Below are 23,309 nucleotides of genomic sequence, written 5' to 3'. Positions count from 1 at the left end.
ATTTAGAAATTTATTTCAACTCATCCGCAGCTTTTTTGTATTCTTCTGCTTCTGATCGAAATTCTTTTGCTAGGTTTAAACAATGTTCTTTAAACTTCGCTTCGGTGATTGCCTTTCCACCTTTGTTTCCCGCCATTTTTTCGTGTCGTACAGCATTTGCTTCTTTCTCTTTTGCCATGGAGTTTAAGTAGGAGCGTGCTGCTTGTTTACTTTCTGGAGAATTTGCCTCTTTAATCATCAAGTTCTCTAAGTCAGACAAAGCAAATACTGAAGTAGATGCTAACACGAGTAATAGGGTAAATATTTTTTTCATAGAATCCTCTCTGGTAACTATTATACCCAATCTATACGATTGTCAATAGGGGAGGTTATTGATATTTTACAGTATCGGAGCCAGCAGACATAAAAGCGAGTTTGGTTCCCGTTTCCGCAAAGGCAGAAATGGTTTCTGAAAAGCCAGTAGCCGTGACCATAAAGGTTTCATTCGGTCCTACTAGTTTCTGAAATTCAGGAAAATAAACCGATCCAGAGATTGTATAAAAAATTCCGAACGCGGCCGGATCACATAACGTAGAAAAGGTGAAGTTCTGTGCTTGGTGAAACTCCCAGGATTCCAATCGGAATTTATCGTTAGAAGTGAACAGGTAACGAGGGAATGGATGGTAGGTGATTAGTTGTTTTGATTTTTTTTCCGAACCATCTGATTTTTGGAAATTGAGAACAGCCAATGCTTTTTCTAAATGGAGTTCTCTTGGATTTCCATCATCACCCAAACGACCATAATCGTACACTCTGTAGGTGGAATCGGAAGACTGTTGTACTTCTAAAAGTAAAACTCCTCCTCCAATGGCGTGGATGGTTCCGGGGTTTAATAAAAATACATCCCCGGATTGCACTTTCGACTTTTTAAGAACCGTCTCTCCCAGGTTTTGTTTTACAAGAGCTGAATATTCTTCGCGATTTGTATTAGTATCAAATCCAACTACCAGCTCGGCTCCGGGGTCAGCGTACAAAACATACCAACATTCTTTTTTGCCGTTGGATTTTGGATCGTATTTGAGTGCGTATGCATCATCCGGATGGACTTGGACAGAAAGTTTTTCTTTGGCATCGATTACCTTTACGAGTAAGGGTAATCCTGAATTTGTAAATGGTTTGCCTAGAACTTCATTGGGAGCTTTTCGTATAAGGTCTGTTAAGGGAAGATTTTGAAATTCGGGGTTTTGAATGGGAGAAACATCGGTTCCATAAACCGAGACTTCCCAAGATTCACCGATGGCCCCTTCTGGAATTTTTCGACCCAGTGTAGTCTCGAGTTTCCGACCTCCCCAGATTTTTTCCTTATAAAGGGGGGTCAAAAACAGAACTTTGGGAATCTTTTCCATCGATTTCCTTTTTAGACAGTACTCTTAACCCGTAAAGGGATATTTTTATGAACCAAGAGTTTCACCCTTAGGTATTTTTTCTTAAAATGGGTGAAGGAATCGGGTCGGAATTTGGAGAGATCAAATTCAAAAACCTTTCCATGCAAAAGAGCCGATTTGGGAAATTCCACTTTGAGATTTTTGTAACCTTTGTAACTACCTCGTCCACTGCAGGCGGGACAATGGGGATCTCCACCCATACAATCTCGGCAAACAATTCTTACCGTGAGAGGGATGACGGCAATCACAGGGCGTATAATTTCAGATTCTTTTAAATCAATGATCAAATCATAATCGATCCCTGTGACTTTTCGCCTGTCTTTGTTTCGAAATCCTTTTCTCATTAACCCGCGTTTGGCGAGTTCTAAAATACCGGTTGTGAATCGAACCCGAGAAACTGGCAGGACTACCGGATGTTCTTCTAGTTTGCGTTTTACAAATTCGCGAGCGTAGTTTTTTTTGAATTCCTCATCATATGATTTTCGTCCCTCTCCGGTTAGGGTTTGGTAGGCGAGATAGAGGATTTGGAATTTGGAATAGGAACCAGTGAGAGGATTGTCTGGGTGGAATTGTTTCACCAGATGACGGAAAGAGGTTTTAATCTCTTCCGTCGTGGCTCCAAAAGGAATCTCTAGGACTTCGTAAAGGTTGGTAGGTTGTTGTGGTGGTATGGTGTGACTCATTCCACCCTCACAGTATTATGGTTCTTGAAAGTCCCCGCTGACAGAAACTTCCAATACGGATTCAGAAACCACTCGAGTTTCTAAACTACCTTTTGCTTGAATGTATCGGTCAATGGTTCTTGCCACTTCACGGAGTCTATCTCGGTATGCAGCTGCTAAACGGAGTCTTTCCCATGGGCTTTGGATTTTTTCCAACTCTAAGTTCAGTGTATTGTCATCTGCATTAGTTACAGTGCGAACAGAAAGTGTTAGTCCTTTCACTCCACCAGCTGTATTGTTTTTTAATTCACGGTAAGTGGTGACTGGGTCTTTGCCTCTTTCCGTGAGTGATTTTCTGGACCAAAAAGCAATTTCATCTAATGAAAATCCGCCACCTTCCGCTCCGCCACCACCTTTCAATTTCATAACGAAACGACTGTGTAGGACATAACGTGGTTCAAAGGGTAGGTGGATTTCCCTTGCATTGGTCACTTGACCATAACGGCTATCTTTGATTTTCTTTTCGAAACTTAGGAATTTCACCTTATCGTTGATCACTGCGTGGTAATCATCGATTTCTTTGCCGATTCTTTCGATCTTCTGTTGTTGTTTTGCGTTATAAGGAATGAGAGCAATGCTTCCATCCGGATTTAACTTTTTAGAATCTGATTGGCTAACAGGTTCATTTTTTTCGTCGGCAGCAAAAAGGCCAACGGTGAGTAGAAAGGATAGAATTAGGACAAACGAGATGCGCATACGAACTCCCAGATAGTAGACTCTATATATATTTTCGACTTTTGAAATGAAATCATTAATTTGTTAAAAATAAGGTTGATAAAAAACGCAAAAACCCGATCCTTGCGGAAGGTCTCCCATGGAAATAAATCTAAAAAAAAATGCAGACGCCTATGTGATCAGCATTTCTGGAAGTTTGGACATTTACACTTCCCTGGATTTTAAAAACTTCCTGGAAACCAATGTTCCCACTCAACCCACTGAAAATCTACATGTCATCATCAATTTAGAGAAACTCAATTATATTGATTCCTCTGGAATTGGAATGCTCATCAAACAGCTGAATTATGTCCAGGAACTGAAGGGAAAGTTCTCCATTGCCAATATGAAACCGGCGATCGAGAAGGTTTTCAAAGTGGCAGGCCTTACTAGTTACTTCCAAACCATTGGCGAAGACGAATACCGCGAAAAATACGCAGTTTAGTCGTTTCTTTTTACTCTCTCGCTCCTAGTCGATTTTCCAATACAAACGCATCCCAAACCCCCCAAAAACGCCCAAGTGAGTTATTGCTTGGGACGAGATCGACATAAATCTTTCCATCAGGATACTCAGAAGGTTCCAAAGGAATTTCAATGGGATTGGGAAAACTTTGGTTTCTGTCAGCATAAACAGAAAGTTTGGGCCTTCCATTCACAAGGAGGTTCAATTTTCTCGGTTTGAATTTAGATCCTTTTAAAGGTCTGTACCGAGTTATGTCCAAATAGAGATACACTGTGGATTTGGAAACGATGGGTTTTTCCAAAAGGAAACGAAGTCCTGTTTCTGGTACCATCCTACAAATGTAGTCTTGCAACCCGAGGTGGGCGCCGTCCGGTTCCAATTCATAAGACTGGTAGATGGCCCAAGTTTTCAGTTCGGGGAAGGTGGCAATGTCTTCTGGGAGGAGGCCTTCTTCCAATCCAAATTCCTGTTTGGGAATGATAGAGTCTGATGCGAACACAGAAACCAAGTTTGATAAAAAGATTGCCGTAAGGAGAAGGATTCGTAGTTTCAATGGAAGCACCTAGTACAAGTATCGGATTACGAGACAAGTCCCCCTTTGAAAATTATTCGCTCTTTAGAACTGATCCAAAACGAGTTTCAAAATGGCTCCTCCTTGACTCTCGGCAACTTCGATGGGATCCATGTAGGCCACCAGACCTTACTCCTTCGAACTGTGGAAAAAGCAAAGGAACTAGGGATCCCTTCTGTGGTTGTTACCTACTATCCAAACCCTTCTGTGGTTCTTGGCAAAAAACCAAATTTTAAATACCTCTCTTCCGAAAAGGAAAAAGAAGAACTCATCAGTGGGTTCGGCATCGACTACTTACTTGTTTTGGATTTTACTTTGGAACTTTCTAAAATGTCTGCAGAAGACTTTTTAGAAAAAATTATGATCCAAATTTTGAACGCCAAACATATAGTCATTGGTTATAATCATTTTTTTGGAGCAGAGCGCCGCGGTGATTTCACACTTTTAGATTCAAATAAAACTAAATATGGTTATGCGGTGGAATTAAAAGAAGCCGTCTTAAAAAAAGAAAGCAAAATCTCTTCTTCTCTCATCCGTGGGTTTTTGGAAAAAGGAGAAATGGAAGAGGCTAAAGTTCTTTTAGGAAGGAACTATCATATTTCTGGAATTGTTTTTGAAGGTGCCAAACGAGGAAGAACGATCGGATTTCCTACGGCAAATATCAAAGTGCCGGATGATAAACTTCTTCCCACCATTGGCGTTTACGCTTGTTTTGCGAAGTTTGATGGAAAAGACCATAAGGGAATGGTCAACATTGGACACAACCCCACCTTTGATGGATTGGGTCTTCATGTCGAAGTGAATATTTTTGATTTTGATGGCGATTTGTATGGCAAAGAACTAGAATTAGAAATTGTTCAAAAGATCCGAGATGAAAAAAAGTTTGGGGGATTGGAAGAATTAAAAGGCCAACTCGCAAAAGACAAAAATACCTGTGTCCAAGTTTTAAATTTTAACTAAGTGGTATAACTTTCCTTTTCGTTTGATTTTTCCTAAAACCTGTCCGTTCGTAGAATCTTTTTCGAGTAATCCTTCTAGAGATGTTTTGGATACGGCCCAATCTTCTTTCAGTTCATCAAAATAAAATCCAAGTTCTTCCTTTGATGAATCTTTCATCAGAATCACATTCTTTTGTTTTTTCTCACCTTCTTCCATGAGTACAAATCCAGGGCCTGGAAATAAAGGAATGGACTTATCTCCTATCTTTAATTGTTTTTTGAAGGCAGGGATATTTCTAAGAATGCGGTAACTCTTTTTAGGAATTAGAAAATGGACACCTTCTAACACATAACAAATAAAAATCAACTTTCCATTAAGCCTTTGTGATGGAACTTGTGGTTGTTTTTTTTCTGTGAGACGAGTGGCAATCCGAGTGATTCGGTTTTTTAAAGCAGAATCTAAAAACTCAATTTTATCTTCTGATTTGATTTTGTCTAAGATATGAAATAAAGAATCGAACTCTTTCTGTTTGTATTCATTTTTGATTTGGAACTTATGGACTTCTGTATTTAGGCGTTTGCTTCTTTGTAAAAAGTATGGGGATTCGTTTGTTTGTGAAATTTGAATCAGTTTTTCAGAAAGTTGGATCATGTTTGTGATACAATTTTTCGAATCTCTTTCCAGTTCTTCCAGACGAATCAATTCATTTTCTAATTTGATTTTGGTCTGAAAGAACTCTTCTGCCCCCAATACTTTTTTGGTCGGTTTCATGGCGGTTCTTAGTTTGCAAACTTACGTTTTTTGATCGAAAGAATAATTCCCACAGCAGTCATCGCCATCACCAAATGCGATCCTCCGTAACTCATAAATGTGAGTGGAACGCCCGTTACAGGGAGAAGTCCAATCACAATCCCCACATTGATGGCGATATGGAAAAATATCATGGCAACAATTCCGGCAGCAAGTAGGGAACCAAACCTGTCTTTACTTTCAAAACTAATTTGGAGTCCTCGCAGTGGGATCGACATTAGAAAGAATAGAAGTAATACACTTCCAAAAAATCCAGTTTGTTCTGCCCAAGATGCAAAGATAAAGTCTGTTCCCGATTCGGGAACATGAGGGATTCTTCCTTCTGTCATCTCCCCGTGAAAGAGTCCTTTCCCAAAAACCTTTCCAGAACCTACGGCTGGTTTGGAGGCTCGGAGTTGGTAACCCGCACCTTGTTTGAATTGGTCAGGGTTTAGAAAGGCAGTGAGTCGAATGACTTGGTTTTCTCGGAAAGGAATGGATTTGTGGACGGCAATGGCTGAGAGGATGGAAAGTCCTAAAATCCCAATCGTGATATAATAGTTTCTCAGATTTTTGGATCCGCGTGCGATACGAATAAAAATCATCACCAAACTAATAAGAGCGAGAGTTCCACCCAGGCCAAACATAAAGGCTTCGTTCGATAGGATTTTATAACCGACACTCGCATATTCATCTTTTACGATTTCTGCGGCTTCCCGAATCATTTGTAGATTTTTAGGATTTTCGATACCAGGTAAGGTAAGGCCTGATACTTTTTTTCCATCCAAGATGAGCCAAATTTTTCCTTGGAGTTGGTTTACGATCGATACCAGTTCTACCTTGTTATCTTTGCGAAGTAAATCCACCAAAGGTTGAATGAGTGTTAGTTGGGAGTAAGCAAGATACATGGGAACCATCAGTGAAATCCCACCAAAGGTGAGCAGGGATCCAACGTGCAAAATATCGGCTCCACCTAAATACAACATGGTGAATAACATGGGTAAAAAAGACACTGCCGTTCCAAAGTCTGGTTGCAAAATAATAAAAAGCATCGGCACCAAACAGATGATAAATGGCACAATGAGTACTGTGATTTTGTGCATTTCTTTTTCTTTTAAAACCAAATACTGTCCAAGTAAAATCACTGTTGCGAGTTTCGAAAACTCAGAGGCTTGGAGAGTGATGGGTCCTAGTTTTAACCAAGAACGAGCCCCCCGACCGGAAGGAAGGTATCCAATTCCAGGAATCAGTGTGAGTACAAGTAGTACAATGGAAAAGATATAAATGAAAAGAGCATAGGAACCAATCAACTGGTAGTTGATCCTAGACATAAACCACATGGCAGCAAGTCCAACAAATACAAAGGTAAATTGTTTGTACCAACGACCCAGTCCATCAGCGGTGTTGGCTTCTTGTGTGTACAATGTGAGAACTCCCGCCATTGCCACGAGGACTACGGAGAAGATGAGAAAAAAATCGAGTTTTTCGGTATTGCGATCAGCCATTAAAATGCCTCTTGTTCTACTGGTGCTTCTTCTAGCATGGTTTTGGCCCGTGACCTGTCCGTTCTTGGGAAAGATCCTGGTGGAAAGGCAGCTTTAAATACTTCTCTTGCGGCAGGAGCAGCGGAAGCTGCGCCACCTACACCATATTCTACGAAGGCTGCAACTAATATCTGTTTTTCGGGAGGTGCATTGACTGGCGCATATCCAATAAACCAAGCGTGGTTTGAGGAAGAAGCTCCTCTTCGTCTGGTTTGTGCCGTTCCCGTTTTACCGGCAATTTCAGGAAGGGTTGGTGAGTTGAGAACACCAGATGCCGTTCCCGAATACCCAACCAAATACAATCCTTCTTTCAATGCTTCAACCGTTGAACGTTTGAGGGGGATATCTCTCAAAATTGTTGGTTCTGTTTTTTGGATGAGGGAGTTATCAAGAGGGCTTCTGATTTCTGAAACCACATAGGGTTTATAAATTTTTCCATTATTCACGACAGCCATATAAAACAGAGCCATCTCAATCGGAGTGGTTGAAATAAAACCTTGGCCGATGGAAAGGTTGACTGTGTCCCCATCAAACCACTTGTTTCCATAAGTTCTTTTTTTCCAATCAGAACTGGGAATGAAACCTGTTGCTTCCCCAGGAAGGTCGATTCCCGATTTTTTATCTAAACCGAATAACCTACAGTAGGCGAGGATTGGTTCGGCGCCTAATTTATATCCTAATTGGTAAAAATATACGGAATTGGATTTTTCCAAGGCTTGGGCCAAGTTGAGATCCCCGTGATTTTTTTTGTCCCAGTTATAAAATACTTGGTCCGGTACCCCTTTGAATGTTGACTTCAATGTAAAATTTGCCGGACAAGAAAATGTTTGTTTGGGATCAAAATTGATTTTGTGTTCACTTTCCATAGCAGCAAGGCCCACAAGGGTTTTGAAAGTGGATGCGGGTGGAAACCTAGATTGGATTGCTAAATTTAAAAAACCACCGTTGTTTGTAACACGTGTAAAGTGGTTGGAACGATCCAGTTTGTTTTTTCCAGAAAGGATATTGGGATCGTAAGATGGATTGGATGCCATGGCTAAAACTTCACCAGTGGTTGCTTTGATAGCTAGAACCGTTCCCCTAACACCCTTTAGGGCACGATAAGCGGCAATCTGCATATCTCGATCAATGGTGAGAACCAAATTGTTTCCAGGAACCGAATGTTCGATGACTCGTTCTTCTTCGATATTTCCTTCGGTGTTTCTTTTTTGGATGCGGAACCCGTCTTGGCCACGAAGAGTCGTGTCATAAAGAGATTCAATCCCACCTTTACCAATGAGTTGGTAGGTTTTGATTTCTTTTTCTTGAAGATCGCTCGTTGTTGGTTTTCCCACATAACCAGTTACATGCGAGAGAGCAGGCCCCATATGATACACACGTGCTGGCGAAGAAACTAAATAAACATATTTATTGATATTATCTAAAACAAGGATTCGTTCTTGTTGTTCGCGTGAGATCCCTTCTAAAAGCACAAAAGGTTCTCTCGAACGAATTTTTTTAATCATTCGCGAGTCTTGGAGTTCTTTTTCGTAATAAACGATGGGGATGGAAAGGGCTTCGCAGAATTTATAAATAAAATCTTTTACCTTTCTTGGATCGTTTTTCAGTAAACTTGTATTGAGAATGACGTCGAGAGATGCGGAGTTGGAAACCAGAGGTTGGCTAGTTTCCGGAGTGAGAAAATTACGATCAAAAATATTCCCACGATCAGCAGGGATAGACTCACTTCTGCGGACAAAACGTTCGGCTTTTAGGGAGTTCTCACTTCCTTGTACAATCTGTAGATTGAATAACTGAAGGATATAGGCTGTTAATGTGAAAACAACCATACCTGTAAAAAAGTACAGTCGTTTTCGAAAACTAGTTTCTAAGCGAAACTCAGATGCCGACTGGCTCATTGCCTCACCTCATCTGCATCTAATCGGAAGGCCCAGGAGAATAAAAAGAACAAGGCCGGACCGATGAATGCGTTGTACAAAGAAACATACAAAAAGGAATAACTTTGATTGGAATGAAAGAACATCAAAAACAATAGATAAGTAATGATTCTTGAAACCAATGTAAATCCAAGGATATAGATGGTAATGGAAATATAATTTTCCGTATAGGAAGTTCGCATCACCTTACCAACGATGTATCCGATGATGGCATAAGAAAAGGAATGGAGTCCAATTTTGTAATAAACAATATTGTCTCCACCGATTTCACCACCGAGTGCGGTGTCGGTGAGTAGGCCGCCAAAAAATCCAAGCCATAGTCCATAGAGTGGGCCTTTTCTTAGTGCAAAAAAGACAACAAAGATCACCATAAAGTCTGGTCGAACGGCATTTCCTAGTTCAAACAAATTCGATCCATTTAAGAAATGGGAGAGTAACAATCCAATGATGATAAAAAGTTTATCTAAAATCATGGTGATGTCTCCTTAGGTCCTTCTTGGGTAGAAGGAGTGGATGGGGCAGTTGGTGTAGAATCAGGTGTATTTGTATTCACAGATGGTTTTGTGTATTGAGGAGTTCCGAAAGTAGAAGGGAAGTTACCTTGCCTCTTTTCCTGTTCTTTTCCTTTTTTATTATAATCTTTTTCTTTTGGAAAATCGATTTCTCCAAAGTAAGGACCATCAATTTGAATTGTTTTTTCTGCCGGCCATTCTTCACGCCATTTCTCTGGTTGTTTCTTTAGAACAATTACATGTAGAAGTTTGTCAAATTCAACAAACGGGCGTAAGATGGCAGTTTTGAAAGATCCATTTCTTGGGCCTTCTTCGATAATGGTTCCCACAGGGATTCCGGAAGGGAAAACTCCCGATCCACCAGAACTAAATACAGCTTTTCCAATTTTACTAAATCCTTCTGTAAACATTGTGTTTGCTGAAGTTGGTGGTGGGTTTGGACCCATGGGAAAATTACCAATGGCTTTGGGATCAATCACAATCCCTGCATCAATGTAATCTAACAAAACATCTGTTCCGCGACCACTGTTCCCATTGAGAGAGGCCCAAAGGTTAGTTCCTGGAATGGCAACACCCATAGAAAAGTTGGAATTGATGATGGGTTGGATGACGGCCGATCCTTTGGAAACAGCAATGATCTTACCTACAAGTGCTTCTGTAAATTTACCCTTTTCATCCAAGGCCCGAGCGACCACTGGCATATAAGGTTTGATTCCGACTTCGGAACCTTTGTTGATGATGATGGTGCGGTAGATGGCATTCAAACGAACACTCAAAACTTCGGCACGAACGGAAGGGTAATCCGTATGGAGTGGGAAGTTCAACTCTTGTCTGAGAATGTCATTCTCGGATTTGAGTCTTTCCACATCTTTGGAAAGTTGGCGGTATTCTTCCATCACGTTCAAACAAGAGTCGCGCTCTTCTCGGACACGTTCGAAAGACTCCAGTTTGTTATAGCTACTTTTGATTAAGGATCCGAAGGAATCAAAGGACCCAGAAAAAAAGTCGCCTACACCCTGAAAGCTGGCAATCCCTCTCACCATGAAGTTGCCGTTCCAAATTAGGGAAGTAAAGGAAAACAGGAATACGAAGAGTAGGGAAAACAATTCGTCATTTTGATTGATGCGATTCCACTTCATGGACTTATGTCACATTAATTTTATTGGAAATAATATTTCAAGCGCGAATCGAATTTGGCTAAATTTTGAAGTCGCCTGGGCCCGTGACTTCAGGAAGGAAATAAAATGAGGAGGGAGAGGCCATTTTTGCCCCGCCTCGAATGGTTTGTAATCCTTTGGGACTACGAAAGACGGTGACCCGAACGCTGTCCGCAGAAGGAAAGGACCCACCGACAAACCCCAACTTCAGTCGCACTTCCCCGGCACCAGGATCTACCACTTGTGCGAAATAGGTTTTAGATCCCATTTGGACAATGGCAAATTCCCGAATGTGGAAGAGAGGCCTGGGGTCGCTGGCATTTCCTAGAAATTTTGAAATGAGGGAAAGGAAGGCCGGAAAATCTGCTTGGTCCAAGGAAGATACGTAAGTGAGCAAGTGTTGGCGAAGGTATTCTTTGGCATGGTTGTGGGCAAGGATCACCCGGTGGCGTCTGTCCAGCTGGAAGTAAAACGACTGTAAAAGTTTACGTTCTCCTTGGTTGCAGCCGGCGCGAAAGGCCAAACGATCCAAACGTTTGCTATGCATTCGGATGAGTTCTATCCTTTGGGTGATATAGGCCGAGATCCGAAACGAAAGGTAAAAGAAAAGAACGAGCAGGACAAGTTGTACCAGGGCAAATTCATGATCCCCCTTCCAAATCCAAACTGGTCTTTCTGGAAACATTGGTTGTTAGACGTATGGATTTTCCATTTTGTGCTTTAGTTGGGAGAGGGATGAGGTAACTTGGAGTTAGATGGGAAAACCGAATTCTAAGATAAAAATGATTCCATGGATCAATTTTTTATTCATCCTACTTTTTTTAATTAAATGTGCAAATACAACCACGGCAGAACTAAAAAAAGTTTCCCTAGAAAATTCGTTGAGTCACCAAAAAACGATTACCATTAAACTCAACAACTTCAAGGATCTAAAAACAAAGGTGAAGGTTTCTCTCCAAAACCTAAACTCGTTTGCTGCCGAAAACTATAAGTATGAAGCAGAGTATTCTTTTCAACAAACGATCGAAGGAGATTCGATCACCCTTGAGATTCCTGAAGGTAAATTTGTAGGCTCTATCTCATTACTGCCATCTCAAACAACTCCTTTTTACAAAAGTATCCAGGGGTTTCATACGATCTATTTCGGTACAAATAAAAATTATGCAAAAAGCGATTATAAAGAACCAAATTGTTTTTTGAACTATTTTCAAGGTACTCAATTGTTTTTACTTAAATCGTCTGCTAATTTTTGCCCCATCCTTGATTTAACAGAAAAAAACAAAAATTTTGAATTTTCGATTCCAAAGGAAGACGAACTCAATCCGGAAAGAACACTTTGGGGTCTTTATCTAAGTATTTCCTCTGCCTTTGCCCCTGCTTTTGTATATTATCCCTATGCACCTTTTCTTGCCTTCCATGGAATTTTCGGAGCCACTCAAAACGTGGTAATGATTCAATTAGACAAACATGATTTATATTAGTTTGTAAATATACAAATGAATAAAGAAATAGAAGACATATTAACTTGCACCGAACATAGGCCTTGGAAAATGCCAAACCAAAAATGGTTTTGGTACCAAGAGTGGAATGGTGTTATCTTTTTACATTATCAAATTGAAGAGAAAATAATCAGAGGTTTAGTTCCAGCTTCTTTGGAATTGGATTCCTTCGATGGGTCTTATTGGATTTCGGTTGTTGCCTTCTCCATGAATGAAATCCATACTAGACATACATTCCCAATCCAGTACCTTTCCAATTTTCATGAAGTGAATTTGCGAACTTATGTAAAAAGTAAAAATAAGTCAGGTGTATACTTCTTAAGCATTGAAGCAGAAAAATTGATTCCCACTTTAATCGCAAATCTTCTTTCTGGATTACCTTACCAACATTCGCAAATTAAAAGATCCGCAAATTCGTATTCTTTGTTTGGGAAACGAGGCAAAATAGAAATTGAATTCAATATTACAAACCAACAATCCAATTCTTCAAAATTAGATTTATGGCTAACGGAAAGATATTGTTTATATAAAGGTAAAAATAATGATCCCATCCCTTTGGAAGTTCATCATAAACCATGGGAGTTATATGGTATCGATATTGGAGGTTTAGAGATCCAATACAATCAATGGAATCACATTGTCGATTTTCAGCATCCAGCATTATGCCATTATTCGCCAGGAGTCAAAGTAGTGGCTTGGAATCTGTAACAGGGCAATGGCTGGCTATTAATATACAAAGTGCTAAATGCACTCATTGGTTTTAGGAGTTTCGAATCCGATAATATAGAATCAATTGATTCAATTGAGAATCGATGAAAGAAATAAAAAGTTAAATTCGGAAGTCTTTAGCTTCAAAATACGACTTGAAACTATATTCTTTAGTGTCATCCTTCAAACTTAAATAAGGTGAATCGATCCTATGAAAAAAGTCATTGTATATCTTGTTCTGGTAACTGCGATACTTCACTTCTCTTGTGCCTTCTTTGCCATATCCACGGCTCCCAGTAAAAAACAGAATACCACCGAATCCGAGTTAGCCAAAACGGCGAATGATTTTTTTTGGAAAACACTTCATGGCGGCGATTATCATCAAATTCCAAAAGCGATTGAACTTTTAACAGCTGCTTATCTCGAAAATCCGAACCATCCGGATTTGGCAGCACGTACGGGTTGGCTTCATATATGGAGATTGGCAGAAAGGAATCGAATGGCAAAGGTCCCTGCTACCATCACGGATGATATGACTCTTTGTAAAAAATATTTTTCGGAAGCCTATAAACTAAATACAGAGGATGCCCGTTACCTTGGGTTTCTTGGCTCCTGTACTCTTGCGGAAGGTACGGTTGACAATGATGAACCTACAATTCGAAAAGGATACTTCCAACTAAAAGATGCGATCCAAATGTGGCCTGAATTCAATTATTTCACTGCAGGATTTGTTCTCAGCCAGTTGCCGCACGACTCACCCCAATTCAAAGAAGCATTGGAGATGCAGTGGGAAAATTATAATTTATGTGTCGGCGAAACAGTCGATCGAAGTAATCCCGATGTTCAAAAATATATGAATTTAGAAACGAAAGAGGGAAACAAACGAGCTTGTTGGAATAGTTGGATTGCTCCTCATAATTTTGAAGGTTTCTTTTTAAATATGGGAGACATGTTAGTCAAAAGTGGTGATCCAGAAACAGCAGTCAAAATTTACTTAAACGCAAAAAAATCAAAACAGTATAAGGACTGGAAATTCATTCAAATTCTGGAAAGCAGAATGAAAAATGCAGAAAGTAATGTGACTCATTTCCGAAAAATTCCATTACAACAACAAGCGCCAAATTATCCAACGATGATGATTAACAGTCCATTCAGTTGTGTTGGGTGTCATCAGAAATAGATTTTAAAAAAGGTTCTAGTCTTGCGATCTATGGATGCATATGGTCATTTAGCAGAAAAATCCATTCCTTCGTTTTTATATAATACGAACTGATTTTTATATTCATAACTGTAAGAAATATGTGAATTTCTGGGAGTTAAAATTTCGAATTCGTTTGTATTGTTTTTTTGATCGTCTTTCTTAAAAACCAAAATGGTTCGAATACACATCAGAAAGTCGGTTCCTGTTTTTAGGATTACTTTGTTATAAGGATAATCATCATTCATATAGAAAGGAAATTTTTTAGAAATTCTACTCCCTCTTTTGTAATAGGAGTAAGGATAAAAATAGGAAATTCTAGATTCGTATGAATTGTCATTTAATTGAAAGTGATGATTTTCGATATCTTCTGTTATGTTAATTTCTTTTTCCTTATCAAAACAATACTCATACATAATATGGATTCTGTTTGGATCAAACGGTTTGATCGCCAACTTTTCCTCTTTATTGAATGTGGAATTGTTGATATCACGAGTTATGAGTTTTAGGTTTTCTGATTCTATATAAAAAGCAGAATGATGATAGTGTTTGGAGCCATAAAAGGCCGCTTCTTCAAATTTTATATTTGTTACGTTATCTAATCTATAATGAGAATTGAGTCCTGGAGATATGAGAGTTAAGGCACAAGCATGGAAAGAGAAAAAAAGAACGACAATCCATTTTTTTGAAATCATTTGATTGCATTTCATCTAGACATACCCATTATCGCGGTGCCACTTTCAATCCGTTAAATCTACCTCTTCGAAGTTTTCTGTTTGATGGCGAAACATCCAAAGTTTATCTCCAGAATAAAAATTGATAAAAGCATCTCGCATCTCAAATTGATAGATGCCTCGAAGCAGTAAATTCTGTTCGAATTGGGTCTCTGATGGAAGATCAATCACAAGAATTCTGCGTGTGGTGATGATGGCAGCTTTATCGTATAAATTGGCAAAAGATCGAATGGTTTCTTGCTCTAAACTTATGGTTTCCCAATGATTGGTATATCCATTAAATAAATACATTTTTCTGTCACTTATGACTAAAGCCGATTTATGACCCGTTGCCACTCGATATTGTTCTTCCCCAAAAAAGTGACCTTTTTCCCATTCAATACTTGAATTACTAACGCCTAATAAATTTTTCTGAGAGACTATTATACAAATATCTCCATAACACTTGTTATAGCGGATGTGTTCGCCACGTGTGGAGTAGGAAACTTCACTCCCATCCGACAAAAATGCTTTTAAGGAAAGGTGGCCTTCCACAAAATTTATGGTTGTTTGGATGTAGGGATAGGCAGTTTTATCTGTAACAATATTTTCGAAATTGGTTACATCTAGCTTTACCGGTACAGTGGGCACATTAAAAATTCTTCGTTGTTCTGGAGAAAGTTTTCTTTTGTAGTTTTGGCTGGTTTCATATTCATGGAGCCGGCCATCATCAATTCCGTGCCCAGGATTTGCATTCATGGAACCGAAGCAAAGAAATAAAAGTCCCGTACCAAAAACGAAGGAAATCAACGCTGTATAAGAAAAAAGTCGGACGTACATTTAGGTTCCTTTCTAGTTAAAAAACTTTATACATTGTCTTCCGACAACCATTTCTCCGTATTAGACGGTGAATAGTTTTGGATGGTTTGTAATAGATCCTTAGAAGTTTCTAGAATTTGTACGAGGGCGGCATTTTCTTTTTTCAAAAACCCTGAGGTCACCATATTTTGCATGAGAGTGAGTAGGGGGTTATAAAATCCAAGCCAGTTGAAGATGATGATGGGTTTTTGGTGTAAACCTAACTGAGACCAAGTGATGACTTCGAAAAACTCTTCCATGGTTCCGAGTCCTCCAGGTAAAACCACAAAGGCATCGGACAAATCGAACATTTTTAATTTCCTTTCGTGCATACTTTCCACGAGGATGAGTTGGCCAAGTCCCGCATGTTCGATTTCTTTCTTTTTTAAAAATTTGGGCAATACACCGGTGACTGATCCATTTTTTGACAAACATCCGTTGGCCACAGCACCCATAAGGCCTACGCTCGCTCCCCCATACACTAAACCAATTTGGTTTGAACCTAAATATTCACCTAACTCATATGCTGCGGTCATATAGTAGGGGTCAAGTCCGGGGGATGATCCACAATATACTGCAATGTTTTTAATTTGATTCATTTTTGGTTGATTCTTTATAATAGAGAGTGTTTAAAATTAAATTATTTAGATCGATGTCTTGCATTCCATGGTGATTGATTCGTAAAAAACATTTTCTGCGAGATTCAATGAGTTTTTCGATTAGAATTTCATTTTTGATTGTACTCGAAAAAAAGTCTAAGGGATGGATGGAATGAGATTCACCATTTTCTTGAATCATCTTTTCAATTTCAGACAATAACTTTGCCTCAGAAAAATCATTGGAACTCTCTCCAAATTTTTTTTTCAGTTTGTTAATAAAAAAATCGTAGTTTTGATTTCTAACATAGTTTTGTTCGCTAATGAAATAATCTTGTGTTTCTTTGGAGAGGGACTTGGGATTTAGTTTTAAATAAAGATCCTTTCCTACCTGGCCCGCATTATCTAATAAGATATAAGTTCCATTAACAAAGGTTGAATGGTCTTGTTCAGTTTCTAACATTTCATAAATATCATTAGCACAGTATGGAGTACAAATCCTTCTAAGAATACTCGTAATGGATTGCCTGAGTTTGGTATCTTTTTCTGTTTTGAGTATATTGATTAAATGTGGAACACTTTGGTTTCCATAAATACCATATAGATGAGTTCTTTGTGCATGAGGAGAAACCATCGCCACATGTTGTGGGATAAAAAAAGATCTATTCTCATTTCGTAAAAATCTTTTATCGATAGAGTTCAAAAACCCAGGAATTTGTTTTTCGCTCAGAAATAAAGCCAAACGAAAGTACTGCTGTATGTTTTGAGCTATAGTTGGATTTAGAAAGTCAATGGATTCGTATGTTTTCAGAATAGTATCCAATGTTTCCTTGTCTGGACTGGAAACGGTCAAATACCAACTTAGATCGAGTAACACCATTTGGTTCGGTGAATTAGAATTAAGTTCTTCTTTTAACTTTGAATGAATGATTGGGATCGATACTGATTTTTTTTCTGAAAATGTTTTCCAGTTGGCATCCATCAAAGAATTGAATTCTCCAATTTCCTTTTTGTCTTCGGAAGCTTTGATGGTTCGGATGGATTCAATAGAACGAAGGACTTCTTCTTCGTAGCTTTCTGCGGAAAGACCAACGGTAAATACGAATAACAACAACCAATACTTCATTTTACAAATCCATAAATTTCTTTTGTAGGAAATTCCCATTCCGGCGTGGGAAAGGATTGGTTCTCGGGAACTTCAAACCAAGGTGAGTATTGACTTGCAGATTTCAAAATATGCATCTCCTGAGAAGGCATATAACTTTGTGCCAGAAGAAATAAAGTTTGTCCACCTTTTCCTGTTACTTGGTCTACCACCATGACCACATGGCCCGGAGAACCGGCCTCAATCCATACATCACCAGGAGTTAAATTTTGGATGGGTTTTTTCTTAAGTTCTGATTTTAAAGAAATGGTTCCTGCATAGATATAGATAAATCGTAAATACTCTTCAAATACATCTCGACCCGTTCCTTGTTTGTATTTTCCTTTTTTCCATTGGGATTTGTTTCCTGTGACTTGGACACGTTCTCCTTTGGTAAACCGTGAAAATTCCACTTCCATTCCATTGCTGATTTTAAAACGAATTTGATCGTATTGTTTTCGCGAATAAAAATACTCAGCCCTTAGTTTCATCACAGCATCGGCACATTGGATCAAATCTTCTCGTAAAAGAGGGAAGTCTAAAACGGCCGCATGGACTTGGTTGGGTTTGATCCTTCCGTCATAGAGTAAAACAGAACTTCCTTGGGATTTTAAAGGGAAGTTTTGTAAATACGTCGCAAAACTTTCGTTTGCAAATCGAACCCTTTGGAATCCACCTGGTGCTGGAAATCGTTCCATAATGGAATCTGCATATAGGTTTGGCAAAAAAAATGGTAATCCTGTAAGTAGAAACCCCATCGAAAATACATAAAACCAACTCAGTGAATTAGATAAGTTTTTCCCTTGGGGTTTCGTGGATTTCATTTTGTAATCACCAGTTTGATGGATTCTTCGAGCCATGCTTCTTTCGCATCATCAAAGTTAGCAGTTCTTGTGACAATTTTTTCTGGTGTGAAGGTTCCCGAAAGAATGTACGGGTAGAGAGCTTCTATGGAATCTTTGGATTCCACTCGTCCTAAATGAATTTCTACACCTTGGTTGTACATTTCCAGATAAGGTATTTCCCATTGGTTGGTCCAAAAGATAGAAGCAGAACTAAAAATGGCGTTTCTACCGAGAGAACGAATGGCAAAATCCCAACCTTGTTTGTTTGCAGATGCATCACAAACCAAATCATATTTTTTTGTGGGTTTAGGGAAGATTGTGAAAAATTCCACTGGGATTCCTAAAGATTCCGCCAATTGGATTCTTGTTGTATCGGTATCAACATACAACACTTCGGCTGTCTTTGTTTGGTGGAGAAACAAAGCTGTATAGAGTCCTATACTTCCCGCGAGACCCCCGACAACGAGAACCTTCGGATCTTTTCTTTGATTTAAAAATCTTCCTGCCAATTTCCAAACTTCGGCAATATTATCGCTGAGACTTGCGATTCCCACCGGATCTATTTTTTTATCAATTTCAAATAGCATCTGTTTTGCGAAAGGAATTTTGATTTCATCCGCAATGGCACCGCCAAAAGTTTGGGCTCCAGGTGGCATTCCATAAGCGGATGTATATGGAACGGATTCACAAGAATTGGTATGATGAGTTAAACAACTCGGACAAGAACCACAGGAAATCTGGAAGGGAACGGCAACTGTCATTCCCACTGAATACAAACTTGTCAAATCTTCAGAGACCGATTTGATTTTACCAACAAACTCGTGTCCTACGGGAAAAGGAGCACGAAATAGAGTTTCTCCTCGAAGGATGGGTAAATCCAAATCACAACGAGCGATGGAGACCGGTTCTACAATCACTTGATTTTCTCCGGTGATTGAAAGTGGATCTAACTCTTCCCACTCTAAAATTCCCTTTTTACGAAACATGAGTCGACGCATATAGCCTCCGTATACCAATTGGTCTATTTTTGTTTGTTTCTAAAAATAAAACAACTAGAATTGACTAAACCAATTCGGAACTTTGGGAAGTTCTGTTTCTTCCCAGGACCAATCACCAAGTACAGTGACAATGGGTGCCTTCGATTCCAAGGCCAAAGACAAACCACGACTTAGATCTTTTCTTTCCGTGGGTCGGTATGGCGTTTTAAATTGAGATTGAAAGGCCTCTTTTTCATGTTCCCAAGCGTAGGATAGAAAAAAATCCATAAACTTTTGATCGGAGTTTTCAAATCGACTTTTTAATGTTAGGAGGTCTGGATTGTTTGTTTTTTTCATTGTTCGTTGGAGAACAATCGAAATCCCTCTGACACTTTTAGAGAAAAAAGTTCCTGCTCTGACGATCTTTCTGTTTTTTGGATTTTCTAATGCCCAAAGATCGGCTTTGTATTTGGCAACTCCCATGGAACCATAAAAAGACAAGGTATGACTGAGCCAGTAAAACGCAGAGTAGGCGACCATGAGTTCTGGCTTCAATGCCTCTTCCAATTCGAGAATGGGATCTAGACAAATTCCGAGAGTGTCTTTGATTTGTTTGGGACTACTCTCCGCAATCGGAAATCCCACTTCTCCGAGGGCAGGAGTGTAGATGATGGCTTTAAAACTGGGACTGATATTGTGATTTCCCAGATCTGCTACAATCTTTTCCGAAAGGCCAGGCTCTGCTTTTTTGTCAAAAAATGTAAGATCCGCATTCGACACGGGTTCGTTTGTTGTAGTTGATGTTATGATATAGGCAGATGGATCTTTCTCTTTTAGACAAAGGATGGCACTTTGGCCCGCCTCTCCCGATCCTCCGATGACCAAATATTGGTTTTGTCCCATGAATTCCTGCCTGAATGGTGATAAGATATTAATTTTCGATTGATCCGTCAAAACTCTCCTGTTTTATTAATCGGAACAAGCGAAATATGAAAACGATCTTATCCTGTTCTAATTGTTTTAGTGGCCACTCTGTTTCAACTTCCAAATTGGAAGGAAAAAAAGGGAAGTATCGCTGCAAAAAATGTTCTTCCTGGAACCATTTTGATTACCGTATTGAATTTGAGTCAGGGACCTCCGACTCACTCGTGTTATTTGATCTTCATTTTAATGATTCAATTCCTGAACACAAACTCCAAGGTCAGATTTTTGGAAGATACTCCACGGATTTTGTATCTGATTGGTCAAATGAAGAACTTGTTTTTTTGAAAGATGAAGAGGGAAACGAACACGATTTACGAATTTCGATTTCCGGATTACCTGAGATTACTCGGTTAAAAAATTTACTCTTCGATATCACATCTGAATCTCCTTCCAAAACTTTAAAAATTATCATCAATCAAAATGTAAATACTTCCCCTGTAAGATTATCAATCACTATAGATTCGTTAGATGATCGTTTTGTTTCAGGGAAATTGTATTTGGCCATTGCAGATCAGTGGAACACTTTGTTACACGGAAGTTTTACTGCCACACATATTTACAAAATCCAATTCGATGAGCATGGCGATTCTGATAAAAAACTTCCCGAATTTGTTTCCAGTGAACTCGCGTCTAAGATTTTTGCATTGTCTGGAAATATCTTATCCTTACAGGAAAATTTTTCCCTTTTAAACGAACATCTCAAAGATGAATTACTCACTCTTGTCATGTACCATTGGCCGGAAAACCCATCTTCCATTTCAGAAGTTCATTTTAAAGAAGAGAACTTACAGGTAACTTTCCAACTCAGTCAAAAGAAGTTAAATGAAACCTTAATTTTTCTTCTTTCAAATGAAGTAGTTCCCAATCAAAAACATTGGCAATTGATTCATGAAGTCGTCTGTCATTCGGAAACAGAACCATTATTTATCCCACTGCTGAAACATAAATTTCCGGAAGGTTATGAAAACCATTTAGGTTCTAGTTTGGAATCTAAAAACGAGGACAAAACTCTCGATTGGTTGGATTCCGATGATGTTTATCTTTTGGATTCCTTTGTTCGAACTGTGGGGTCTCTAGATTATGTAATCCAAGATCCGATTCGTAATCCTTTGGGTTTTTCTTTGTTACAGGAAAGTTTTGTTCGTGCACGATACAAATCGTGTATGCGTCTTTTGGAACGAGGGGCCGATCCCAACCAACTGGATGCCAATGGAGAAACAGCCATCTTTAAGTTGTGTCAGGATAGTACACTTCGTTTACAAGAAAAAACAGCGCTTATGGATGAACTCATTCGCCGAGGTGCCCGGGTAAATCTTCAGTCCGTGAATGGAATGACCCCTTTACATTGGTGTTCAGTTTTTGGGGAACCGAGTATGGCAAAAAGATTAATCCATGCAGGAATCGATATTCATATCTCAGATAACACTGGTAGTACGGCTTTACACGAAACTTGTAAATTTGGAAATTCTGCTGTGCTTGCTTTGTTATTAGAATCTGGTGCGAAGTCCAACGCTAAAACCTTAGATGAAAAAACAGGTAGGGATCTAGCTTTTGAAAATTTGGAAATTGCCGAATTAGAAAGTGATGAAGAGAAAAAGAACAGATGCCAACGAGTTCTTTCTCTCCTCGATGTATATGGTGGTTAGGTTGTTTTTACCTTTTTGGTTATCTTTTTTGTAACCAGTCTTAAAACCAAATACAATAACCATCCTGCCGGCCCAAAGTAAAATGTAAGGGCCAAAATGGGAACAAGAAGGAAACGATGAATTCCTTCTTTAATTCCGTCTTCCACTTCCCAGGTTCCAAGAAACAAATCAAAGGCAAGATAATGAATCCATCCTGCCAATAAAAAGTAATCATTGGCAAAAAGAGACCTTACCGATTCCAAACTAGAAAAATCTCCTTCGGCCTGTCCATTTCCGATGATAAGAGCAAACACATAAACTCCGCCGAGTAAAAGTCCAGATACGAAGACTCTCAAAGGTCGAATCACCTTCAATTGGTTTGGTGATAGGATCAAAACTAACCAAGCGATGACTGTGATGCCATTGGCAATTTGAAAAATTAGGGAAGGGTTCATATAGTGACCTGCTTTTGCATTTTTGTGGGTTGTGAAATTATTTTTAAGAGACAAAGAGATATGAGTAACAAGGAAATTCCATAGAGACTCGTATACATAGGATTCAAGTGAAACACAGACTCTCCATTGAAAGTTTGGATGACCATGATGACATTCATTGATAAGAATAGAATTCCAGTGAATCGAACCAAAGTTCGGTTTTGCAAAGTATCAACTTTTCGACTCAAATAAGCGGCAAGAAAAACAAAAATCTGCATCACATGCATTCCAAAAAAATGGGGAACACGCATATCACCGAGTTTTGTACTCCAACCAAAAAATAAGATTCCTTTGCCAGGATCTCCACTACCGAACTGGTGGGAGCCACTGGTTTCTAAGATCCCTGCTTTCATTGCCTCTAATTGTTCTGGTCTAGGGGAGGTCATCATAAAACCAATGATCATTCCAAAACCAGCAATGGTGAGCCCCCAAACAAGACTTTCTTTTACCGACTCTGGAATGGCTTCTTTCCGAAAGATTTTGTATCCCATCCAAAGGTGGAAGGCCCAGAATATGGAAATACTTGTGCCCATAACCGAAAATACAATTTGGTTCCAAGTGGTTGTGATATTGAAGTGGCTTGCTTCTCCGCGTGCCGCTTGTAAGGTGATGAGGACAATCTCAATGAACGAAGTAATCGTTAAAACCATTTGGATTTTGTGTTGGTGTTTCCAATCTCTGAGAAAGGTAAACATAACCCAAACGGTAGTGAAGGAGTACAATCCCACGGATAGGGAAAACTTGAGGGGTTTGACCCAGACATTGACTCCTAAAAGGGTTCTTGTATCGAGGAATAGGAGGGGAAGGATGGCAACTGTGAGCACTGCCATAGCGATCCCATTCCAAAAAAGTGGTTGTTTTCTATAGTTGGCAAAATCCATAATGTAGACAGTGTA

Annotated in this window: 26 protein-coding genes; 6 read left to right on the top strand and 20 right to left on the bottom strand. The window is 39.2% G+C overall.

What is annotated here, in order from left to right; all coding sequences use genetic code 11:
* Positions 1-10 precede the first annotated feature (10 nt).
* The 4 genes from JWG41_RS18840 to JWG41_RS18825 are packed head-to-tail and all read right to left on the bottom strand — an operon-like array spanning position 11 to position 2,842.
* The gene (locus JWG41_RS18840; protein WP_232374116.1) at positions 11-313 is read right to left on the bottom strand and encodes a hypothetical protein; all 303 of its coding nucleotides are present in this window, start codon (positions 311-313) and stop codon (positions 11-13) included.
* 55 nt (positions 314-368) lie between these two features.
* Positions 369-1,385 carry a type I phosphomannose isomerase catalytic subunit gene (locus tag JWG41_RS18835; protein ID WP_205271348.1) on the bottom strand — a complete coding sequence of 339 codons (1,017 nt, stop codon included), beginning with the start codon at positions 1,383-1,385 and terminating at the stop codon, positions 369-371.
* A gap of 11 nt (positions 1,386-1,396) precedes the next feature.
* On the bottom strand, positions 1,397-2,107 hold the full coding sequence (locus JWG41_RS18830; RefSeq protein ID WP_205271347.1) for a J domain-containing protein: 711 nt from the start codon (positions 2,105-2,107) through the stop codon (positions 1,397-1,399).
* 15 nt (positions 2,108-2,122) lie between these two features.
* Positions 2,123-2,842 carry an LIC_12936 family protein gene (locus JWG41_RS18825; RefSeq protein WP_205271346.1) on the bottom strand — a complete coding sequence of 240 codons (720 nt, stop codon included), beginning with the start codon at positions 2,840-2,842 and terminating at the stop codon, positions 2,123-2,125.
* Positions 2,843-2,960: 118 nt separating this feature from the next.
* On the opposite strand from JWG41_RS18825, the gene JWG41_RS18820 reads away from it, so the two are divergent.
* Positions 2,961-3,305 carry an STAS domain-containing protein gene (locus JWG41_RS18820; protein WP_135601399.1) on the top strand — a complete coding sequence of 115 codons (345 nt, stop codon included), beginning with the start codon at positions 2,961-2,963 and terminating at the stop codon, positions 3,303-3,305.
* Positions 3,306-3,315: 10 nt separating this feature from the next.
* On the opposite strand, the gene JWG41_RS18815 is transcribed toward JWG41_RS18820, so the two are convergent.
* Entirely contained in the window at positions 3,316-3,885 is a 570-nt protein-coding gene (locus JWG41_RS18815; protein ID WP_332461315.1) for an LIC10729 family protein, read from the bottom strand.
* Positions 3,886-3,921: 36 nt separating this feature from the next.
* On the opposite strand from JWG41_RS18815, the gene JWG41_RS18810 reads away from it, so the two are divergent.
* Positions 3,922-4,854, top strand: coding sequence for a bifunctional riboflavin kinase/FAD synthetase (locus JWG41_RS18810; RefSeq protein ID WP_205271344.1), 933 nt, complete (start codon positions 3,922-3,924; stop codon positions 4,852-4,854).
* On the opposite strand, the gene JWG41_RS18805 is transcribed toward JWG41_RS18810, so the two are convergent.
* The 6 genes from JWG41_RS18805 to JWG41_RS18780 are packed head-to-tail and all read right to left on the bottom strand — an operon-like array spanning position 4,840 to position 11,457.
* On the bottom strand, positions 4,840-5,604 hold the full coding sequence (locus JWG41_RS18805; protein WP_205271343.1) for a hypothetical protein: 765 nt from the start codon (positions 5,602-5,604) through the stop codon (positions 4,840-4,842). The genes JWG41_RS18810 and JWG41_RS18805 overlap by 15 nt on opposite strands.
* An 8-nt stretch (positions 5,605-5,612) precedes the next feature.
* Positions 5,613-7,127: a rod shape-determining protein RodA gene (gene rodA, locus JWG41_RS18800; RefSeq protein WP_205271342.1), complete on the bottom strand. Its 1,515-nt coding sequence runs from the start codon at positions 7,125-7,127 to the stop codon at positions 5,613-5,615.
* Positions 7,127-9,064, bottom strand: a complete 1,938-nt coding sequence (mrdA, locus tag JWG41_RS18795) for a penicillin-binding protein 2 (protein ID WP_205271341.1) — start codon at positions 9,062-9,064, stop codon at positions 7,127-7,129. Before mrdA ends, rodA begins: the two co-directional genes overlap by 1 nt.
* A complete protein-coding gene (gene mreD, locus JWG41_RS18790) occupies positions 9,061-9,576 on the bottom strand; it encodes a rod shape-determining protein MreD (protein WP_205271340.1) in 516 nt (171 codons plus the stop codon). The genes mrdA and mreD overlap by 4 nt, the downstream gene beginning before the upstream one ends.
* Positions 9,573-10,754, bottom strand: coding sequence for a rod shape-determining protein MreC (mreC, locus tag JWG41_RS18785; protein WP_205271339.1), 1,182 nt, complete (start codon positions 10,752-10,754; stop codon positions 9,573-9,575). The genes mreD and mreC overlap by 4 nt, the downstream gene beginning before the upstream one ends.
* 58 nt (positions 10,755-10,812) lie before the next feature.
* Entirely contained in the window at positions 10,813-11,457 is a 645-nt protein-coding gene (locus JWG41_RS18780) for a hypothetical protein (protein WP_205271338.1), read from the bottom strand.
* Positions 11,458-11,527: 70 nt separating this feature from the next.
* Here JWG41_RS18780 and JWG41_RS18775 point away from each other — a divergent pair, with 70 nt between their 5' ends.
* The 3 genes from JWG41_RS18775 (at position 11,528) to JWG41_RS18765 (ending at position 14,159) form a co-directional block, all read left to right on the top strand.
* Entirely contained in the window at positions 11,528-12,253 is a 726-nt protein-coding gene (locus JWG41_RS18775; RefSeq protein ID WP_205271337.1) for a hypothetical protein, read from the top strand.
* Between the two features lie 15 nt (positions 12,254-12,268).
* Entirely contained in the window at positions 12,269-12,979 is a 711-nt protein-coding gene (locus JWG41_RS18770) for a YqjF family protein (protein ID WP_205271336.1), read from the top strand.
* A gap of 211 nt (positions 12,980-13,190) precedes the next feature.
* Complete coding sequence (locus JWG41_RS18765; RefSeq protein ID WP_205271335.1) at positions 13,191-14,159, top strand: hypothetical protein; 969 nt, start codon at positions 13,191-13,193, stop codon at positions 14,157-14,159.
* A gap of 44 nt (positions 14,160-14,203) precedes the next feature.
* Here JWG41_RS18765 and JWG41_RS18760 read toward each other — a convergent pair whose 3' ends face one another.
* Genes JWG41_RS18760 through JWG41_RS18730 form a run of 7 tightly spaced genes read right to left on the bottom strand, consistent with a single transcriptional unit; the run spans position 14,204 to position 20,213 of the window.
* The gene (locus tag JWG41_RS18760) at positions 14,204-14,872 is read right to left on the bottom strand and encodes a hypothetical protein (RefSeq protein WP_232374115.1); all 669 of its coding nucleotides are present in this window, start codon (positions 14,870-14,872) and stop codon (positions 14,204-14,206) included.
* A 45-nt stretch (positions 14,873-14,917) separates the two neighbouring features.
* On the bottom strand, positions 14,918-15,730 hold the full coding sequence (locus JWG41_RS18755) for a hypothetical protein (protein WP_205271333.1): 813 nt from the start codon (positions 15,728-15,730) through the stop codon (positions 14,918-14,920).
* Between the two features lie 26 nt (positions 15,731-15,756).
* A complete protein-coding gene (locus JWG41_RS18750) occupies positions 15,757-16,347 on the bottom strand; it encodes an LOG family protein (protein ID WP_205271332.1) in 591 nt (196 codons plus the stop codon).
* A complete protein-coding gene (locus tag JWG41_RS18745; protein WP_205271331.1) occupies positions 16,334-17,470 on the bottom strand; it encodes a hypothetical protein in 1,137 nt (378 codons plus the stop codon). The genes JWG41_RS18750 and JWG41_RS18745 overlap by 14 nt, the downstream gene beginning before the upstream one ends.
* Complete coding sequence (locus JWG41_RS18740; protein WP_205271330.1) at positions 17,467-18,312, bottom strand: DUF4846 domain-containing protein; 846 nt, start codon at positions 18,310-18,312, stop codon at positions 17,467-17,469. Before JWG41_RS18740 ends, JWG41_RS18745 begins: the two co-directional genes overlap by 4 nt.
* Entirely contained in the window at positions 18,309-19,331 is a 1,023-nt protein-coding gene (locus JWG41_RS18735) for a zinc-dependent alcohol dehydrogenase (protein ID WP_205271329.1), read from the bottom strand. The genes JWG41_RS18740 and JWG41_RS18735 overlap by 4 nt, the downstream gene beginning before the upstream one ends.
* A gap of 54 nt (positions 19,332-19,385) precedes the next feature.
* Positions 19,386-20,213 (bottom strand): hypothetical protein, encoded by an 828-nt coding sequence (locus JWG41_RS18730; protein WP_205271328.1) that lies wholly within the window; start codon positions 20,211-20,213, stop codon positions 19,386-19,388.
* 86 nt (positions 20,214-20,299) lie between these two features.
* Between JWG41_RS18730 and JWG41_RS18725 the strand changes: the two genes are divergently transcribed.
* On the top strand, positions 20,300-21,940 hold the full coding sequence (locus JWG41_RS18725) for an ankyrin repeat domain-containing protein (RefSeq protein WP_205271327.1): 1,641 nt from the start codon (positions 20,300-20,302) through the stop codon (positions 21,938-21,940).
* Here the strand turns inward: JWG41_RS18725 and JWG41_RS18720 are convergent.
* The gene (locus JWG41_RS18720) at positions 21,937-22,374 is read right to left on the bottom strand and encodes an ABA4-like family protein (protein WP_205271326.1); all 438 of its coding nucleotides are present in this window, start codon (positions 22,372-22,374) and stop codon (positions 21,937-21,939) included. The two genes, JWG41_RS18725 and JWG41_RS18720, sit on opposite strands and share 4 nt — an antisense overlap.
* Positions 22,371-23,294 carry a hypothetical protein gene (locus JWG41_RS18715; RefSeq protein ID WP_205271428.1) on the bottom strand — a complete coding sequence of 308 codons (924 nt, stop codon included), beginning with the start codon at positions 23,292-23,294 and terminating at the stop codon, positions 22,371-22,373. Before JWG41_RS18715 ends, JWG41_RS18720 begins: the two co-directional genes overlap by 4 nt.
* Between the last annotated feature and the right edge of the window lie 15 nt (positions 23,295-23,309).

Origin of the sequence: Leptospira chreensis, from assembly GCF_016919165.1 — a bacterium.
In the GTDB taxonomy this organism is placed as follows: Bacteria; Spirochaetota; Leptospiria; order Leptospirales; family Leptospiraceae; genus Leptospira_A; species Leptospira_A chreensis.
Note: the sequence above shows the minus strand (reverse complement) of the source record. Positions and strands in the feature narration are given on the sequence as shown.

Excerpts from the sequence above, each read along its gene's own strand:
- JWG41_RS18735 (WP_205271329.1), bottom strand. The coding sequence starts at position 19,331 with ATGCGTCGACTCATGTTTCGTAAAAAGGGAATTTTAGAGTGGGAAGAG.
- JWG41_RS18755 (WP_205271333.1), bottom strand. The coding sequence starts at position 15,730 with ATGTACGTCCGACTTTTTTCTTATACAGCGTTGATTTCCTTCGTTTTT.
- JWG41_RS18840 (WP_232374116.1), bottom strand. The coding sequence starts at position 313 with ATGAAAAAAATATTTACCCTATTACTCGTGTTAGCATCTACTTCAGTA.
- JWG41_RS18720 (WP_205271326.1), bottom strand. The coding sequence starts at position 22,374 with ATGAACCCTTCCCTAATTTTTCAAATTGCCAATGGCATCACAGTCATC.
- JWG41_RS18825 (WP_205271346.1), bottom strand. The coding sequence starts at position 2,842 with ATGCGCATCTCGTTTGTCCTAATTCTATCCTTTCTACTCACCGTTGGC.
- JWG41_RS18745 (WP_205271331.1), bottom strand. The coding sequence starts at position 17,470 with ATGAAGTATTGGTTGTTGTTATTCGTATTTACCGTTGGTCTTTCCGCA.
- JWG41_RS18740 (WP_205271330.1), bottom strand. The coding sequence starts at position 18,312 with ATGAAATCCACGAAACCCCAAGGGAAAAACTTATCTAATTCACTGAGT.
- JWG41_RS18775 (WP_205271337.1), top strand. The coding sequence starts at position 11,528 with ATGGGAAAACCGAATTCTAAGATAAAAATGATTCCATGGATCAATTTT.
- mreD (WP_205271340.1), bottom strand. The coding sequence starts at position 9,576 with ATGATTTTAGATAAACTTTTTATCATCATTGGATTGTTACTCTCCCAT.
- JWG41_RS18835 (WP_205271348.1), bottom strand. The coding sequence starts at position 1,385 with ATGGAAAAGATTCCCAAAGTTCTGTTTTTGACCCCCCTTTATAAGGAA.
- JWG41_RS18830 (WP_205271347.1), bottom strand. The coding sequence starts at position 2,107 with ATGAGTCACACCATACCACCACAACAACCTACCAACCTTTACGAAGTC.
- JWG41_RS18715 (WP_205271428.1), bottom strand. The coding sequence starts at position 23,294 with ATGGATTTTGCCAACTATAGAAAACAACCACTTTTTTGGAATGGGATC.
- JWG41_RS18760 (WP_232374115.1), bottom strand. The coding sequence starts at position 14,872 with ATGATTTCAAAAAAATGGATTGTCGTTCTTTTTTTCTCTTTCCATGCT.
- JWG41_RS18805 (WP_205271343.1), bottom strand. The coding sequence starts at position 5,604 with ATGAAACCGACCAAAAAAGTATTGGGGGCAGAAGAGTTCTTTCAGACC.
- JWG41_RS18770 (WP_205271336.1), top strand. The coding sequence starts at position 12,269 with ATGAATAAAGAAATAGAAGACATATTAACTTGCACCGAACATAGGCCT.
- JWG41_RS18725 (WP_205271327.1), top strand. The coding sequence starts at position 20,300 with ATGAAAACGATCTTATCCTGTTCTAATTGTTTTAGTGGCCACTCTGTT.
- rodA (WP_205271342.1), bottom strand. The coding sequence starts at position 7,127 with ATGGCTGATCGCAATACCGAAAAACTCGATTTTTTTCTCATCTTCTCC.
- mreC (WP_205271339.1), bottom strand. The coding sequence starts at position 10,754 with ATGAAGTGGAATCGCATCAATCAAAATGACGAATTGTTTTCCCTACTC.
- JWG41_RS18750 (WP_205271332.1), bottom strand. The coding sequence starts at position 16,347 with ATGAATCAAATTAAAAACATTGCAGTATATTGTGGATCATCCCCCGGA.
- mrdA (WP_205271341.1), bottom strand. The coding sequence starts at position 9,064 with ATGAGCCAGTCGGCATCTGAGTTTCGCTTAGAAACTAGTTTTCGAAAA.
- JWG41_RS18820 (WP_135601399.1), top strand. The coding sequence starts at position 2,961 with ATGGAAATAAATCTAAAAAAAAATGCAGACGCCTATGTGATCAGCATT.
- JWG41_RS18765 (WP_205271335.1), top strand. The coding sequence starts at position 13,191 with ATGAAAAAAGTCATTGTATATCTTGTTCTGGTAACTGCGATACTTCAC.
- JWG41_RS18780 (WP_205271338.1), bottom strand. The coding sequence starts at position 11,457 with ATGTTTCCAGAAAGACCAGTTTGGATTTGGAAGGGGGATCATGAATTT.
- JWG41_RS18730 (WP_205271328.1), bottom strand. The coding sequence starts at position 20,213 with ATGGGACAAAACCAATATTTGGTCATCGGAGGATCGGGAGAGGCGGGC.